The 14,238-nt window shown below is 62.8% G+C and carries 10 protein-coding genes and 3 tRNA genes; 6 read left to right on the plus strand and 7 right to left on the minus strand.

From position 1 onward, the window contains the following. Positions 1 to 59 precede the first annotated feature (59 nt). The 4 genes from ACSBOX_RS07755 to bcp form a co-directional block, all read right to left on the minus strand. The gene (locus tag ACSBOX_RS07755; protein WP_442545507.1) at positions 60 to 1,565 is read right to left on the minus strand and encodes a malate:quinone oxidoreductase; all 1,506 of its coding nucleotides are present in this window, start codon (positions 1,563 to 1,565) and stop codon (positions 60 to 62) included. 79 nt (positions 1,566 to 1,644) lie between these two features. Next, positions 1,645 to 3,312, minus strand: a complete 1,668-nt coding sequence (locus ACSBOX_RS07760; protein WP_171983554.1) for an ABC transporter substrate-binding protein — start codon at positions 3,310 to 3,312, stop codon at positions 1,645 to 1,647. A gap of 133 nt (positions 3,313 to 3,445) precedes the next feature. After that, positions 3,446 to 3,527: transfer RNA gene (locus ACSBOX_RS07765), tRNA-Leu, on the minus strand. A gap of 127 nt (positions 3,528 to 3,654) precedes the next feature. Beyond that, positions 3,655 to 4,128: a thioredoxin-dependent thiol peroxidase gene (gene bcp, locus ACSBOX_RS07770; RefSeq protein ID WP_442545508.1), complete on the minus strand. Its 474-nt coding sequence runs from the start codon at positions 4,126 to 4,128 to the stop codon at positions 3,655 to 3,657. 108 nt (positions 4,129 to 4,236) lie between these two features. Between bcp and ACSBOX_RS07775 the strand changes: the two genes are divergently transcribed. Further along, a complete protein-coding gene (locus tag ACSBOX_RS07775; protein WP_442545509.1) occupies positions 4,237 to 4,725 on the plus strand; it encodes a MarR family winged helix-turn-helix transcriptional regulator in 489 nt (162 codons plus the stop codon). A gap of 387 nt (positions 4,726 to 5,112) precedes the next feature. Here the strand turns inward: ACSBOX_RS07775 and ACSBOX_RS07780 are convergent. From ACSBOX_RS07780 to ACSBOX_RS07790, 3 genes are all read right to left on the minus strand, one after another. Then, a tRNA-Lys gene (locus tag ACSBOX_RS07780) sits at positions 5,113 to 5,188 on the minus strand. A gap of 70 nt (positions 5,189 to 5,258) precedes the next feature. Further along, positions 5,259 to 5,334, minus strand: a tRNA-Lys gene (locus tag ACSBOX_RS07785). A 152-nt stretch (positions 5,335 to 5,486) separates the two neighbouring features. Continuing rightward, positions 5,487 to 6,476: a sunset domain-containing protein gene (locus ACSBOX_RS07790; RefSeq protein WP_442545510.1), complete on the minus strand. Its 990-nt coding sequence runs from the start codon at positions 6,474 to 6,476 to the stop codon at positions 5,487 to 5,489. A gap of 288 nt (positions 6,477 to 6,764) precedes the next feature. On the opposite strand from ACSBOX_RS07790, the gene ilvD reads away from it, so the two are divergent. The 5 genes from ilvD to serA all read left to right on the plus strand — a co-directional run bounded on the left by ilvD (position 6,765) and on the right by serA (position 14,199). Then, positions 6,765 to 8,486, plus strand: coding sequence for a dihydroxy-acid dehydratase (gene ilvD / locus ACSBOX_RS07795; RefSeq protein ID WP_442545511.1), 1,722 nt, complete (start codon positions 6,765 to 6,767; stop codon positions 8,484 to 8,486). A gap of 407 nt (positions 8,487 to 8,893) precedes the next feature. After that, positions 8,894 to 10,795: an acetolactate synthase large subunit gene (locus ACSBOX_RS07800; protein ID WP_442545512.1), complete on the plus strand. Its 1,902-nt coding sequence runs from the start codon at positions 8,894 to 8,896 to the stop codon at positions 10,793 to 10,795. 2 nt (positions 10,796 to 10,797) lie between these two features. Continuing rightward, positions 10,798 to 11,310: an acetolactate synthase small subunit gene (ilvN, locus tag ACSBOX_RS07805; protein ID WP_028264679.1), complete on the plus strand. Its 513-nt coding sequence runs from the start codon at positions 10,798 to 10,800 to the stop codon at positions 11,308 to 11,310. Between the two features lie 82 nt (positions 11,311 to 11,392). Then, a complete protein-coding gene (ilvC, locus tag ACSBOX_RS07810; protein WP_078108575.1) occupies positions 11,393 to 12,418 on the plus strand; it encodes a ketol-acid reductoisomerase in 1,026 nt (341 codons plus the stop codon). Positions 12,419 to 12,603: 185 nt separating this feature from the next. Next, the gene (serA, locus tag ACSBOX_RS07815) at positions 12,604 to 14,199 is read left to right on the plus strand and encodes a phosphoglycerate dehydrogenase (RefSeq protein WP_442545513.1); all 1,596 of its coding nucleotides are present in this window, start codon (positions 12,604 to 12,606) and stop codon (positions 14,197 to 14,199) included. Positions 14,200 to 14,238 lie beyond the last annotated feature (39 nt).

The following is a 14,238-nucleotide window of genomic DNA, read 5'->3' on the forward strand; positions in this document are numbered from 1 at the left end:
TGTCTCCTGGGATCTACGGTCTGTCTCTTGTCTCGAACCGGCCGCAGCCCGGACGGCTGCTAGTGCTGGACGGCACCGGCAGGCTCAAGCTGGAGCGAACGGGCAGTGCTCGCTTCCAGCTCGGCCGCAAGTTCCGGGTTGTCGTTCAGTTTGACGCCGTAGCCCGGCATCATTTCCTTGAGCTTGGACTGCCAGCCCTTGAAGTTCTTCGGGAAGGACCGCTGGAGCATCTCGATCATGATGGGGACGGCGGTGGAGGCTCCGGGGGAGGCCCCGAGCAGTGCTCCGATGGAGCCGTCACGGGCCGTGATCACTTCGGTGCCGAACTGCAGCACGCCGCCCTTCTTGGAATCCTTCTTGATGATCTGCACCCGCTGGCCCGCGGTGATGAGCTCCCAGTTGCCGCCGTCGGCCTGGGGGTAGTACTCGCGGAGGGATTCCACCTTGGCGTCGTGGCGCTTGGCCACTTCCTTGATCAGGTACGCAGTCAGGTCCATGTTGTCCTTGGCCACGGCCAGCATCGGGATGATGTTGCCCGGGCGGATGGACAACGGCAGGTCGAGATAGCTGCTCGTCTTGAGGAAGTTGGTGGAGAATCCGGCGTAGGGGCCGAAAAGCAGGGAACGCTTGCCGTCAACGTAGCGGGTATCAAGGTGCGGCACGGACATGGGCGGCGCACCCACGGAGGCCTGGCCGTAGACCTTGGCGCTGTGCTGGCCGGCGATGGCCTCGTCCGTGCAGCGGAAGAACTGTCCGGATACCGGGAAACCGCCGTATCCCTTGCTTTCCGGGATGCCCGACGCCTGGAGCAGGTGGAGTGCCCCACCGCCGGCGCCGACGAAGACGAACTTGGCGTGGATCCGGCTGTGTTCACCGGAAGCGGGGTACTTGAGCGAAAGGTCCCAGCCGCCGTCGGAGGCTTTGCTCACATTGGTGACGTCGTGGCCATAGTTGACCTCAACGCCGTTGGCGGCAAGGTAGCCGGTCAGCTCCCGGGTCAAGGCGCCGAAGTCGACGTCGGTGCCTTCCGCTGCGCGGGTGGCGGCAACGCGCTGCTTGGCGTCGCGGCCCTTGACGATCAGCGGAGCCCACTTGGCGATCTGCGCCTGGTCTTCCGTGTATTCCATGCTGCGGAAGAGTGTGTTCGGCTTGAGTGCTTCGTAGCGGGTCTTGAGGAAGTCTGCGTGCTTGTCGCCGATGACGAAGCTCATGTGCGGAACAGTGTTGATGAAGCCCTTGGGGGAGCCGATCAATTTGTTGTCCACGAGGTGGGACCAGAACTGCCGGGAGAGCTGGAATTGCTCGTTGATGTGGAGGGCCTTGGACGGGTCAACGGACCCATCTTTCGCTGCTGGTGAGTAATTAAGCTCACAGAGCGCTGCGTGCCCGGTTCCCGCGTTGTTCCACGGTCCGGAGCTTTCCAGGCCGGCTTCGTCGAGTCGCTCAAAGAGGGAGATGGTCCAGCTGGGTTCGAGTTGCTTGATGAACGCACCCAGGGTTGCGCTCATGATCCCGCCCCCAATAAGGACGACGTCAGCGTGGTGTGTCTTGGAAATGAAGGTCACGATCTATCTCCGATAGCGGCGGCACTGGCTGTCACAGAATATCCCCGCGTGGGCACATAACTGAAATTGCGGCGGGACGTCAAGACTTCAGGCGAACGTTTGTAAAAACTTCGTTTAAGACAGGCGATGCAGGGTACTTCTCTACGCGGTCGGAAAGGGCCAAAGCCGAGATGGGGAAAGCGATGGGCACTGCCGGGACGGTCGCCGCGATCTGGGCATTGATCGTCTGGTACTGCGAGTTGCGGTCAGCGCCTTCGGGGAGTCCCCGAGCCCGGTCGATCTTTGAGAACACCTGTGGATCGCTGTAGCCGAACTCGCCGTTGCTCTCTCCGAAGAGGGTGCCCACGAAATTGTCCGGGTCTGAGTAGGCGCCGTTCCAACCGAGCAAGTGGAGAGCGTGGTCGCCGGGGGATTGGACCTTCTGGAGGTAGCCGTCATCCCAGTTCACGGGTACCGGCTTGATGTTCAGTCCGATGGCGGTGAGCTCGGCGCTGATCTCCGCGTAGATCTTCTCCGGGGTGGGAAGGTAGGCGCGCGTGACGTTGAGCGGGTAGTAGAACTTGAGTTCCTCGCCTTTGTAGCCGGACTTGGCGAGCAACTGCTTGGCCTTGTCCGGGTCGTATCCCAAGGACGGTGCGTTGTTGTTGAAGCCGCTCAGCTTGGGGGGAACGAATTGGGACGCCGGTGAGGTGTTGTCGATGAAGAACTTGTGGATGAGGGTGTCTTTGTCGATGGCCATCTCGATTGCCTGGCGCACCCCGAGGTTCTGGAGGGGCGCCACGGACTCGTTCATCCCCAGGTACATGACGGAGAACGGGTCCCTTTGGACAATTTGCATGCCCTTCTTGACGAGTTGGTCGAAGGTGCCGGCGGTGACGAGGTCGTATCCGTCGATGGTTCCCGCGAGCAGGGCCTGGAGCCGGGCCTGCGGGTAGTCGAACGGAATGAAGTTGACCGTGGCAATCTCTCCGCGGTCACCCCAGTAGCCCTTGTAGCTCTTGAGCGTGATGCGATCTTGGCTCCACGAGGAGAAAACGTAAGGGCCGGTGCCCACGGGGTGGGAGGCGTAGGCCGACGCCGGCTGTCCTGACAGTTTCTTGTCCAGGACGTTGGCGGTCTCGTCGGCCAAGGCCTTCGGGGAGGACATGGCGAACGCCGGCAGCGTCAAAGCCTGCAGGAAGCCCGTGAACGGCTTGGTCAGGTTGATTTGGACGTGGCCGGGGGAGACGACCTTGCAGTTCTTGAAGAGGGACAGCGAAGCGTCGTCCGAGAAGGACTTGAAGACGCTCTTGAATGCGATGCCCGGTGCCTGCTGACGCAGGGTTGCCGGGAAGTTGAACCAACGGTTGAAGTTGCTGCACACGGCGGCGGCGTCAAAGGCGGTTCCATCCTGGAAGGTGACCTTCGACCGCAACGTGAAGTCGTAGCTGAGTCCGTCATTCCCTTGTGACCAGGAGGTGGCAAGCAGGGGTGTTGGTTGGCCGGTGGAAGCATCGACGCCCACCAGGCCTTCCATGACTTGCCGGGTGATGCGATACGACTCGGAGTCGTTCGTCAGGGCCGGATCGAGTCCAAGGGGCATCGACGGGGTGCCGAAGTTGAAGGTCTTGCTCGGCTCTGCCGAAGCGCCGCCCGCCGCTGAGGTTGACGGTGCGGGTCCAGGACTCACCGTGCATGAGGTCAAGGCAACGGCCAGAAGGCCTGCGCCGATTTGTAGCGTGATTCGGCGAAGCTTGCTGCTTACCACTCTTGTCCCCTCAAGGCAGTTGGACGGGCTGGGGCCCGCGGCAGCCGGACCGCAGTCCAGTCTAGTTCAGGGCCCTGAGTCCGGGCTGGAAAGCGGAAGTGCCCCGGCCAAGGACCGGGGCACTTCCTGAATGTGCGCAAGGGGGGACTTGAACCCCCACGCCCGAAGGCACAGGAACCTAAATCCTGCGTGTCTGCCAATTTCACCACTCGCGCTGGTGCTGGTACCCGGACCGGGAGTCAGGGCTTCCGCTCCGGTCATATACCGGCCTCCATTGTACCCGCGGTTTCGCGTCGGCCGTTTCAACCGTGGCAGCCGCGCGTCTGTGCCGCAGGGTGGCGGCTACTTGTCGATTTTGAGGTCCCTCCGGAGCTTGGCCACGTGGCCCGTGGCCCGCACGTTGTACTGGGCCACCGCCACCTTGCCGTCGGGATCCACCACGATCGTCGAGCGGATCAGCCCTTGGTACGTGCGCCCATAGTTCTTCTTCTCGCCCCAAGCGGCATAGGCATCTGCGACCCTGTGCCCTTCGTCGGAAAGCAGGGGAAAGGTCAGTGCTTCTTCGGCCACAAATTTTTCCAGGTCCTTCACGGTGTCCGGGGAGATTCCAAGGACGTCGTAACCAGCGGCCTGAAGGCTGGCGAGTGAATCGCGGAAGTCGCAGGCCTGCTTGGCGCATGCAGGAGTTGACGCCGCGGGGTAGAAATAGATCACCGTACTGCGGCCGCGGTGCGAGGCCAGGCTGACCTCGCGCCCCGTGTGGTCCTTGAGGGTGAAATCTGGGGCGGTGTCCCCTGGAATGAGTCTTTCAGCCATGTGTGCTCCTTGCTCGCGTCTGCGACCACCCAGCTTAGTGACGGGCCGGGCGCTTCACGAATTGAATCCCGGCCGGATCTGCGCCGAGCGGTCTATATACTGGCCTTTATGCCTGATATGGAAAGGTGGCCCACCGGGCGCCTGCTCTCAACGGCCGCGCGCCTCGTGGAGCATGCCTGGAACGAGAAACTGCGCGGTATGGATCTGACCCATGCCGGGGTCATTGTCATGGAAGTACTTGCCGTCAACGGACCGACCACCCAGTCGATGCTCGCCCAGATTGTCCGGGTTCAGGCCCAGACAATGGGGAAGACGCTCACCAGGCTGGAGGCCCACGGGCACGTCAGCCGCGCACGCAGCATGTCCGACCGCCGTAGCCAGGTTGTCAGTCTGACTGAGGCGGGGGAGCGAACCCTTGGCCTCGCCACGCAATTGGAACGCGAAGTTCTTGCACCTGTTCCCGTGGACACAGCCAAGCTGCGGCGCGAACTGCAGGCGTTGGTACGCGAATTGGCGAACAATCATTCTTCGGCAGTTGTCTCTGACATTGTTGCCGCAGTGGATTCAGGCGCGGCGCCGAGCGAGGTTTCCAACTAGGGCACGTCGAGCCAGTCATCCGCGACCTCCTTCGGCACGGCAAGGTCCTTCCGGCGCCGCATTTCGTGGTGCCTGATCGTCCGTTCCCGCCTCGCAACGAGCTCCGGTAAGCGAAGCTGGTCCGACGATCTACGGACACCGTCGGATTCTGCTGGATCATTCTCTTCGCCCACGTTGCCGGCCCCGTGATTCTGCGGGCCCGGCGTTTGTCCAGTCGAATGATTGAGCAGAATCCTACATCCGGACCAAAACGAGCCCGGGACACTCATAACGCGCCCGGGGTTTACACACGTTGGGGCCTAGGCCTCCGAAGCCTGGCCCGCGAAGCTGGCCGAAAAGCAAAAAAGATCCCTGGACGGCCATTCAGCCATCCAGGGATCTTCCCTTTGGTGCACCCCCCGGGACTTGAACCCGGAACCCATTGATTAAGAGTCAATTGCTCTGCCAATTGAGCTAGAGGTGCAATTGTTTGTTGCTCACAACGCAAAGAAATAACCCTTGAGCGGCTGTTGCCGCTCAAGGGCCCTTCCCTTTGGTGCACCCCCCGGGACTTGAACCCGGAACCCATTGATTAAGAGTCAATTGCTCTGCCAATTGAGCTAGAGGTGCATTTGTCGATTTCGATCGGTAGAGGGCTTTTCTTCCCTCGTTGATCTCCGCAACGACATGTAACTCTACACGACACTTGCCGAAGTGTGAAATCGACCAGGGCCTCCCTCGCGACCCTGCGTGGGAGGCGTCTCTTCAGCTCCTTGAGGCTCTCAGCGGCGGTTCCTGCGGGGCGGCCGGAAGCCTGCCGCTTCCGCGTGGGCGCTCGAAACGAACCAGACCTCGGCTTTGACTTCGTCATAGGACGGGCTGTCCTCATCGTGATAGGTCATGGTGTCCGCATTGCCTTTGACGGTGTAGTCATCGGGGCCGCTCCCGTCAGCGCCCGCCGCCGCTGACCCTTCACCGTAGGGCTGCTCGGCGGCGAGATGCCCGCCCAAGGGCGACGCGCCCGCCGAATCCGCGGCGGCGTCGACCGCCTCCGCTGCGGCGGATTCGGCCCCGGGAAGCGTCGGTGCATGGGCGTCCGTGTATTCGCGGTGGTGGATCGGCGCGGGGGCGGCGGCTGTGCCGCCTTCGCTCCAGGTGGCTTCCCACTCTGCGCTGTCGGCCAACTGTTCGGGAGTGGCTGGCTCCGTAGCCGACGACGCCGGAACGCCGGTGTCGACCGCAACGGAAGGTCCGGCGTCGGCAACTGCGACGTCGTCGGCCGTCACGCCCCCTTCAAGTTCCGGCTCGGGCCCGGGAGGCGCAGCGACTTCGGAAACGGCGACTTCGGAAACGGCCGCTTCGGACAGCACGGGTTCCGAAAGCGTGGGCTCCTCGATTGCGGGTTCCTCGACCGGGGTTTCGGCCGCGGCAGCCTCAGCCGGGGCCGCCGCTTCGGTTTCGAGGAGTGGGGCCAGGCGCTCCCAGTCGTCGACGTCGCCCGCCTCCGTTGCCGGTTCCGGCTCCGGTTCGTGCTCGGGTGCGGCCGTTCGCGATTCGGCCGGGCCTTGATCTGCGGCCGCGGTCGCCGCTACCAGCGGGGCGGAGCCTGTCAATGCGGCGGAAGTGACGTCCATTTGTGGTGACGCGGCGGTAGGCGATGGAGAGGACGAGGCCGTGGCGCCGGCGGAAGACTTCGCGCTATTTCGGCTCAAGAGCCACCAAACAATTGCGACGATCAACACAATGACGATGACCCAGATCAACCAATCCATGGGAGGAGCCCTTCTGTTCGAGTGGCGCAGGTGTGTCGTGATTTGACGTTACGTCCGTGTCGCGGGGCTGTCTAGATTAGTGAATCCACATAAGTCAATCGATTCGCGGCCTTCCGGGCTACTGCGATTCTGTTGGACGGGATTGAAGCTGACCATGAGATTTCCGTCTCAAATATTGAGACGACTGTCCACCATTTGACTGAAATATTGCATCAAATAGGGACAAATTCGCCTTAACCCGCCAATCGTGTTCGTTCGCCGCAGCTCAGGAGTCATAGACTCATGCCCATGAGTGACCACACCCCCATTGCGACAGACAACCAGCCGGACATCAAGCCACGCAGCCGGGTCGTAACGGACGGCATCCATGCCGCCCCCGCGCGAGGCATGTTCCGGGCCGTAGGAATGGGCGATGACGACTTCGCCAAGCCCCAGATCGGCGTCGCGAGCTCGTGGAACGAAATTACGCCCTGCAACCTCTCGCTGAACCGACTCGCCCAGGGTGCCAAGGAAGGCGTCCACGCCGGCGGTGGCTTCCCCATGCAGTTCGGCACCATTTCCGTTTCGGACGGCATTTCCATGGGCCACGAGGGCATGCACTTCTCGCTTGTTTCCCGTGAAGTCATCGCCGACTCCGTTGAAACGGTCATGCAGGCCGAGCGCATCGACGGCTCCGTGTTGCTGGCCGGCTGTGACAAATCCCTCCCGGGCATGCTCATGGCAGCCGCCCGGCTGGATCTCGCCAGCGTCTTCCTTTATGCCGGGTCCATCATGCCGGGCTGGGTCAAGCTCGAGGACGGTTCGGAGAAGGAAGTCACCCTCATTGACGCCTTCGAAGCCGTGGGTGCGTGCGCTGCTGGAAAGATGAGCCGCGAAGACCTCGACCGCATTGAAAGGGCGATCTGTCCCGGCGAAGGCGCCTGCGGCGGCATGTACACGGCCAACACCATGGCGTGCATCGGCGAGGCCCTCGGCATGTCCCTGCCGGGCTCGGCTGCACCGCCCTCGGCAGACCGCCGTCGTGATGACTTTGCCCGCAAGTCCGGCGAGGCAGTGGTCAACCTGCTCCGCCTCGGCATCACCGCCCGGGACATCATGACCAAGAAAGCGTTCGAGAACGCCATCGCGGTCACCATGGCCTTCGGCGGATCCACCAACGCCGTCCTGCACTTGCTCGCAATCGCCCGCGAGGCCGAGGTCGAGCTGACCCTGGACGACTTCAACCGCATCGGCGACAAGATCCCGCACCTGGGCGACCTCAAGCCCTTCGGCCGCTACGTCATGACCGACGTCGACAAGATCGGCGGAGTGCCCGTCATCATGAAGGCGCTGCTCGACGCCGGCCTGCTGCACGGCGACTGCCTGACCGTCACCGGCAAGACCCTCGCCGAGAACCTGGCCTCCATCAACCCGCCGGACCTCGATGGCAAGATCCTGCGCGCCCTGGACAACCCGATCCACAAGACCGGCGGCATCACCATCCTGCACGGCTCCATGGCTCCGGAAGGTGCCGTCGTGAAGAGTGCCGGCTTCGACGCCGATGTCTTCGAAGGAACCGCCCGCGTGTTCGAACGCGAGCAGGGTGCACTCGACGCTTTGGACAAGGGCGAGATCAAGGCCGGAGACGTCGTCGTGATCCGTTACGAAGGACCCAAGGGCGGCCCGGGCATGCGTGAGATGCTCGCCATCACCGGCGCCATCAAGGGTGCGGGCCTCGGCAAGGACGTGCTCCTGCTGACCGACGGCCGCTTCTCGGGCGGTACCACCGGCCTCTGCATCGGGCACGTTGCGCCCGAAGCGGTCGACGGCGGACCCATCGCCTTCGTCAAGGACGGCGACAAGATCCGCGTCGACATCGCCGCCCGTTCGTTCGACCTCCTGGTGGACGAAGCCGAACTCGAGTCCCGCAAGGTCGGTTGGGAGCCGCTCCCGGCCAAGTTCACCAAGGGTGTCCTCGCCAAGTACGCCAAGCTGGTGCACAGCGCCTCCACGGGCGCCTACTGCGGGTAATCCCGGTTCCGGCCCAACTGGCTCGCAGTTGTTGTCGTTTTGACGCCTCATAACGACAACAACTGCTAGTCAGTTGGGTGGCCGGGGTAGGACCAGCCCGTGGACAATGGAGTCCACATCGTGAGATGCCATCTTCATTGTTTGACACTCATCTCCCAAAGAGGGAACACTGAACGCATGATCGCATTCGTTACTGTCGGCGCCACCGTGGGCACTGTCGTACTTACCAAGCGCGTGGCCTCCTAGCCCGACTGGTAACGAACCGTCACGCGCAACCCCTCGAAGAGCCGCAAGGCTGAGGGGTTTTTTTATTTCCCGCAGGGGACGGCGCATTTGAGCAAGAACCCGCATGAACGCAGTACCCGCAGTACCTTTCACTAATTGAAGATCCCCAAAGGAAGAGTCCGATGAGCAAAGGATCGCCGATCAGCCCCTCGCTGATGGCTGCAAAGTCCGCTGGAGCCCCCAAAGCTCCGGAAAAGGTCGACCGTCCGGCTGACGCCGTCGTCGACAATGCTGCAACTCTCTCTCCTGTACTCGGGCCGAACAACGTTGTACCCCCAACGGTGATGACCGGCTCGGAAGCTATTGTCCGCTCGCTCGAAGAACTCGGCGTCGACGATATTTTTGGTTTGCCCGGTGGCGCGATCCTCCCCACCTATGACCCTTTGATGGCCTCCAAGATGAATCACGTCCTGGTCCGTCACGAACAGGGAGCCGGCCACGCAGCGCAAGGCTACGCCATGGTTACCGGACGGGTTGGCGTGTGCATCGCCACCTCTGGCCCCGGTGCCACCAACCTCGTTACCGCCATCATGGATGCCCACATGGACTCCGTGCCCCTCGTTGCCATTACCGGCCAGGTATCGGCTTCCGTCATCGGCACCGATGCCTTCCAGGAAGCGGACATCGTCGGCATCACCATGCCGATCACCAAGCATTCCTTCCTGGTGACGGATCCCAACGACATTCCGCATGTCATGGCCGAGGCTTTCTACCTTGCGAGCACCGGGCGTCCCGGTCCCGTATTGGTGGACATCGCCAAGAACGCCCAGCAGGGCGCCATGACCTTCTCCTGGCCTCCCAAGATCGATTTGCCGGGCTATCGTCCGGTGGTCCGCGGCCACAACAAGCAGGTTCGCGAGGCTGCCCGGCTGATCGCCGCGGCAAGCAAACCCGTCCTGTATGTAGGTGGCGGTGTGGTCAAGGCCCACGCATCGGCAGAACTGCGCGAGCTCGCGGAACTCACCGGTGCTCCCGTGGTGACCACACTCATGGCCCGCGGCGCGTTCCCGGACTCCCACCCGCTGCACGTCGGCATGCCCGGCATGCACGGCACGGTTTCCGCGGTTACCGCACTGCAGCAGTCCGATCTATTGATCACCCTTGGTGCCCGCTTCGATGACCGAGTGACCGGCATCCTCAGCACCTTCGCTCCGCACGCAAAGATCATCCACGCGGACATCGACCCCGCGGAGATCTCCAAGAACCGCACGGCCGACGTTCCGATCGTGGGCTCCGTCAAGGAGATCATTCCGGAACTGAGCGAGGCTGTCCGCAACGCCTTCGAGCAATCCGGCAGGCCGGACCTCGACGGTTGGTGGGCGTTCCTCGGCAACCTCCGCGATACCTACCCTTTGGGTTGGACCGAACCGGAGGACGGGCTCAGTGCACCCCAGCGGGTCATCGAACGGATCGGTGCTCTCACGGGTCCGGAAGGAATCTACGTCGCGGGCGTCGGCCAGCACCAGATGTGGGCTGCCCAATTCATCAAGTACGAGCGTCCCCACGCTTGGCTGAACTCCGGCGGTGCCGGCACCATGGGTTATGCCGTGCCGGCAGCCATGGGCGCCAAGGTCGGCGAACCCGACCGCGTGGTCTGGGCGATCGACGGCGACGGCTGCTTCCAGATGACCAACCAGGAACTGGCCACCTGCGCCATCAACAAAATCCCCATCAAGGTTGCCATCATCAACAACTCCTCGCTGGGCATGGTGCGCCAGTGGCAGACCCTCTTCTATGAAGGCCGCTACTCCAACACCGACCTGAACACCGGCCACGACACCGTCCGCATCCCGGACTTCGTCAAGCTGGCAGACGCCTACGGTTGTGCCGCGTTCCGCTGCGAACGGGACGAGGACATCGACGCCACTATCCAGAAGGCCTTGGAAATCAATGACCGTCCCGTGGTCATCGACTTCGTGGTCAGCCCGAACTCCATGGTATGGCCGATGGTCCCCTCCGGAGTCTCGAACGACCAGATCCAGGTTGCTCGCAACATGACCCCGGAATGGGAAGAGGAGGACTAGCCATGAGCCGCCACACACTGTCCGTTCTGGTCGAAGACAAGCCCGGGGTGCTGACCCGCGTGGCCAGCCTGTTCGCCCGGCGGGCCTTCAACATCAACTCCCTGGCCGTCGGTCCCACGGAGGTCTCCGGGATTTCCCGGATGACCGTCGTCGTCGACGCCGATGGCGACCTCATCGAGCAGGTCACCAAACAGCTCAACAAATTGATCAACGTGATCAAGATCGTCGAGCTGACTTCAGAATCTTCCGTGCAACGTGACCACATCCTGGTCAAGGTACGTGCGGATGCCGCGACACGCCTGCAGGTCACCCAAGCTGCAGACTTGTTCCGTGCCTCAGTGGTTGACGTTTCCACAGACTCGGTGGTCATTGAGGCAACCGGTACCCCGGAAAAGCTCGCAGCGCTGCTTTCAGTACTCGAGCCGTTCGGCATCCGCGAAATAGTGCAGTCCGGCACCTTGGCCGTTGGGCGGGGATCCCGCTCCATGAGTGACAGGGCTTTGCGCTCCGCTTAGGACACTGTCCCAGGCACAGCGCGGCAGCCCGATACCGAACCACAGACAATATCTACAAAACCACTCAAGAGGAGTTACGCAAGTGACTGAAATGTTCTACGACGACGACGCAGACCTGTCGATCATCCAGGGTCGCAAGGTTGCCATTGTCGGCTACGGCTCCCAGGGCCACGCCCACGCGCTGAACCTGCGCGACTCCGGCGTCGAGGTTGTCATCGCGCTCAAGGAAGGCTCGAAGTCGATCGCCAAGGCCGAGGACGCAGGCTTCACGGTCAAGAACGTTGCCGACGCCGCCGAATGGGCCGACGTCATCATGATCCTCGCGCCGGACCAGCACCAGCGCGCGATCTACAACGACTCCATCAAGGACAAGCTGACTGCCGGCAAGGCCCTTGCCTTCGCCCACGGCTTCAACATCCGCTTCGGCTACATCGAGGCGCCCGAGGGTGTTGACGTCATCCTGATCGCGCCGAAGGCTCCCGGCCACACCGTGCGTCGCGAATTCGAAGCCGGCCGCGGTATCCCGGACATCATCGCCGTCGAGCAGGATGCTTCCGGTTCCGCTTGGGAGCTGGCCAAGTCCTACGCGAAGGCAATCGGCGGCACCCGCGCCGGCGTCATCAAGACAACCTTCACCGAAGAGACCGAAACCGACCTCTTCGGCGAGCAGGCTGTCCTGTGCGGCGGCGTCTCACAGCTGATCCAGTACGGCTTCGAGACCCTGACCGAAGCCGGCTACCAGCCGCAGATCGCCTACTTCGAGGTCCTTCACGAGCTCAAGCTCATCGTCGACCTCATGTGGGAAGGCGGCATCGCCAAGCAGCGCTGGAGCGTTTCCGACACTGCGGAATACGGCGACTACGTCTCCGGCCCGCGCGTCATCGACCCCCGCGTCAAGGAAAACATGGCCGGCGTCCTCGCCGACATCCAGTCCGGCGCCTTCGCCAAGCGTTTCATCGACGACCAGGACAACGGTGCAGTCGAGTTCAAGGAACTGCGTGCCAAGGCAGAGCAGCACCCGATCGAGGGTGTCGGCCGCGAGCTGCGTTCCCTGTTCTCCTGGCAGCAGCAGGACGAGGACTACGTCGAAGGCTCTGCAGCCCGCTAATCGGGGCACCCGTTGAAGCCGCGGCAAGAGCCGTAGCAATTCAACACAGAACACCGTTCGGGATAGGCTCGAAATGAAGCCGCCCGGCATGGAGGCCGGACCCGGTATACCGGGTCCGGCCTTCGTCGTCAAAGAATCGTTTCACCAAAACCCCACCTGAAAAAAGAGAGCTAAAGAGGTCACCGGTGACTAGCACCAAGCCAGTAGTACTCCTCGCTGAGGAACTTTCGCCCGCCACGATCGAGGCCCTTGGTCCGGACTTCGAGATCCGCCAAACCGACGGTGCGGACCGCTCCCAGCTGCTCTCCGCAATCGTCGACGTCGACGCCATCCTCGTGCGTTCAGCCACCCAGGTGGATGCCGAGGCAATTGCCGCAGCCAAGAACCTCAAGATCATCGCCCGTGCCGGGGTGGGCCTGGACAACGTGGACATCAAGGCCGCCACCCAGGCCGGCGTCATGGTGGTCAACGCCCCGACGTCGAACATTGTGTCCGCCGCTGAACTCACGGTCGGCCACATCCTCAGCCTTGCCCGCCACATCCCGCAGGCCAGCTCCGCCCTGAAGGGCGGCGAGTGGAAGCGCTCCAAGTACACGGGTATCGAGCTTTTCGAAAAGAAGATCGGCATCATCGGCCTTGGACGCATCGGTGCGCTCGTGGCCGCCCGCCTGCAGGGCTTCGAGACCGAGATCCTCGCCTACGACCCGTACATCACCTCCGCCCGCGCCGCCCAGCTCGGTGTCAAGCTCGTCACGCTGGATGAACTTCTGGAGAAATCTGACTTCATCACCATCCACATGCCCAAGACCCCGGAAACAGTGGGCATGCTGGGCGCCGATGCCTTCAAGAAGATGAAGGAAACGGCCTATGTGGTCAACGTTGCCCGCGGCGGCCTGATCGACGAAGAAGCCCTCCACGAGGCGTTGGAAGACGGCCAGATCGCCGGCGCAGGCGTCGACGTCTTCCTCAAGGAGCCGAGCACCGACCTGCCGTTCTTCGGCATGGACAACGTCATCGTGACGCCCCACCTGGGCGCCTCGACGGACGAAGCCCAGGAAAAGGCCGGCGTCTCCGTGGCAAAGTCCGTGCGCCTCGCCCTCGCCGGCGAACTCGTTCCGGATGCCGTCAACGTCGCCGGCGGCGTGATCGCCTCCGACGTCCGTCCCGGAATCCCCCTGATCGAGAAGCTCGGCCGGATCTTCACGGCCCTGACCCACGCATCCCTGACGCAGATCGACGTCGAGGTCGCGGGCGAAATCTCCAGCCTTGACGTGAAGGTCCTCGAGCTGGCAGCGCTCAAGGGCGTTTTCGCCGACGTCGTGACCGAGCAGGTCTCCTACGTCAACGCACCCGTCATCGCCGAGCAGCGCGGCATCAACACCCGCCTGATCACGACGCCGGAAGCCGAGGACTACCGCAACGTCCTGACCATCCGCGGGGCACTGAGCGACGGTTCGCAGATCTCCGTGGCCGGAACGCTCACCGGGCCCAAGCAGGTCCAGAAGCTCGTGGGCGTCAACGGCTACGACGTCGAAATCCCGATCAGCGAGCACCTGGTGGTTGTTTCCTACGCGGACCGTCCGGGTGTCATCGGTACTATCGGCCACATCCTGGGCATGAACAACATCAATATCGGCGGCATGCAGGTGGCCCGTCAGAGCGAAGGCGGCCAGGTCCTGGCGCTGCTCACTATTGACACCTCCGTGCCGCAGCAGGTCCTTGAAGCCATCAAGGCCGGCATCGGCGCGGACATGGTCCGGGAAGTGGATCTGGAAGACTAGCATCCCGACCGCTTGAGCTAGAAATGTGTGCCGCACTTC

Source organism: Arthrobacter sp. KN11-1C, from assembly GCF_052180225.1.
Lineage (GTDB): Bacteria > Actinomycetota > Actinomycetes > Actinomycetales > Micrococcaceae > Arthrobacter.

Bases quoted from the DNA above. Each gene is read 5' to 3' on its own strand.
- ACSBOX_RS07775 (WP_442545509.1), top strand. From the start codon at position 4,237: ATGCCTGATATGGAAAGGTGGCCCACCGGGCGCCTGCTCTCAACGGCC.
- ACSBOX_RS07790 (WP_442545510.1), bottom strand. From the start codon at position 6,476: ATGGATTGGTTGATCTGGGTCATCGTCATTGTGTTGATCGTCGCAATT.
- ACSBOX_RS07800 (WP_442545512.1), top strand. From the start codon at position 8,894: ATGAGCAAAGGATCGCCGATCAGCCCCTCGCTGATGGCTGCAAAGTCC.
- ilvN (WP_028264679.1), top strand. From the start codon at position 10,798: ATGAGCCGCCACACACTGTCCGTTCTGGTCGAAGACAAGCCCGGGGTG.
- bcp (WP_442545508.1), bottom strand. From the start codon at position 4,128: ATGGCTGAAAGACTCATTCCAGGGGACACCGCCCCAGATTTCACCCTC.
- ilvD (WP_442545511.1), top strand. From the start codon at position 6,765: ATGAGTGACCACACCCCCATTGCGACAGACAACCAGCCGGACATCAAG.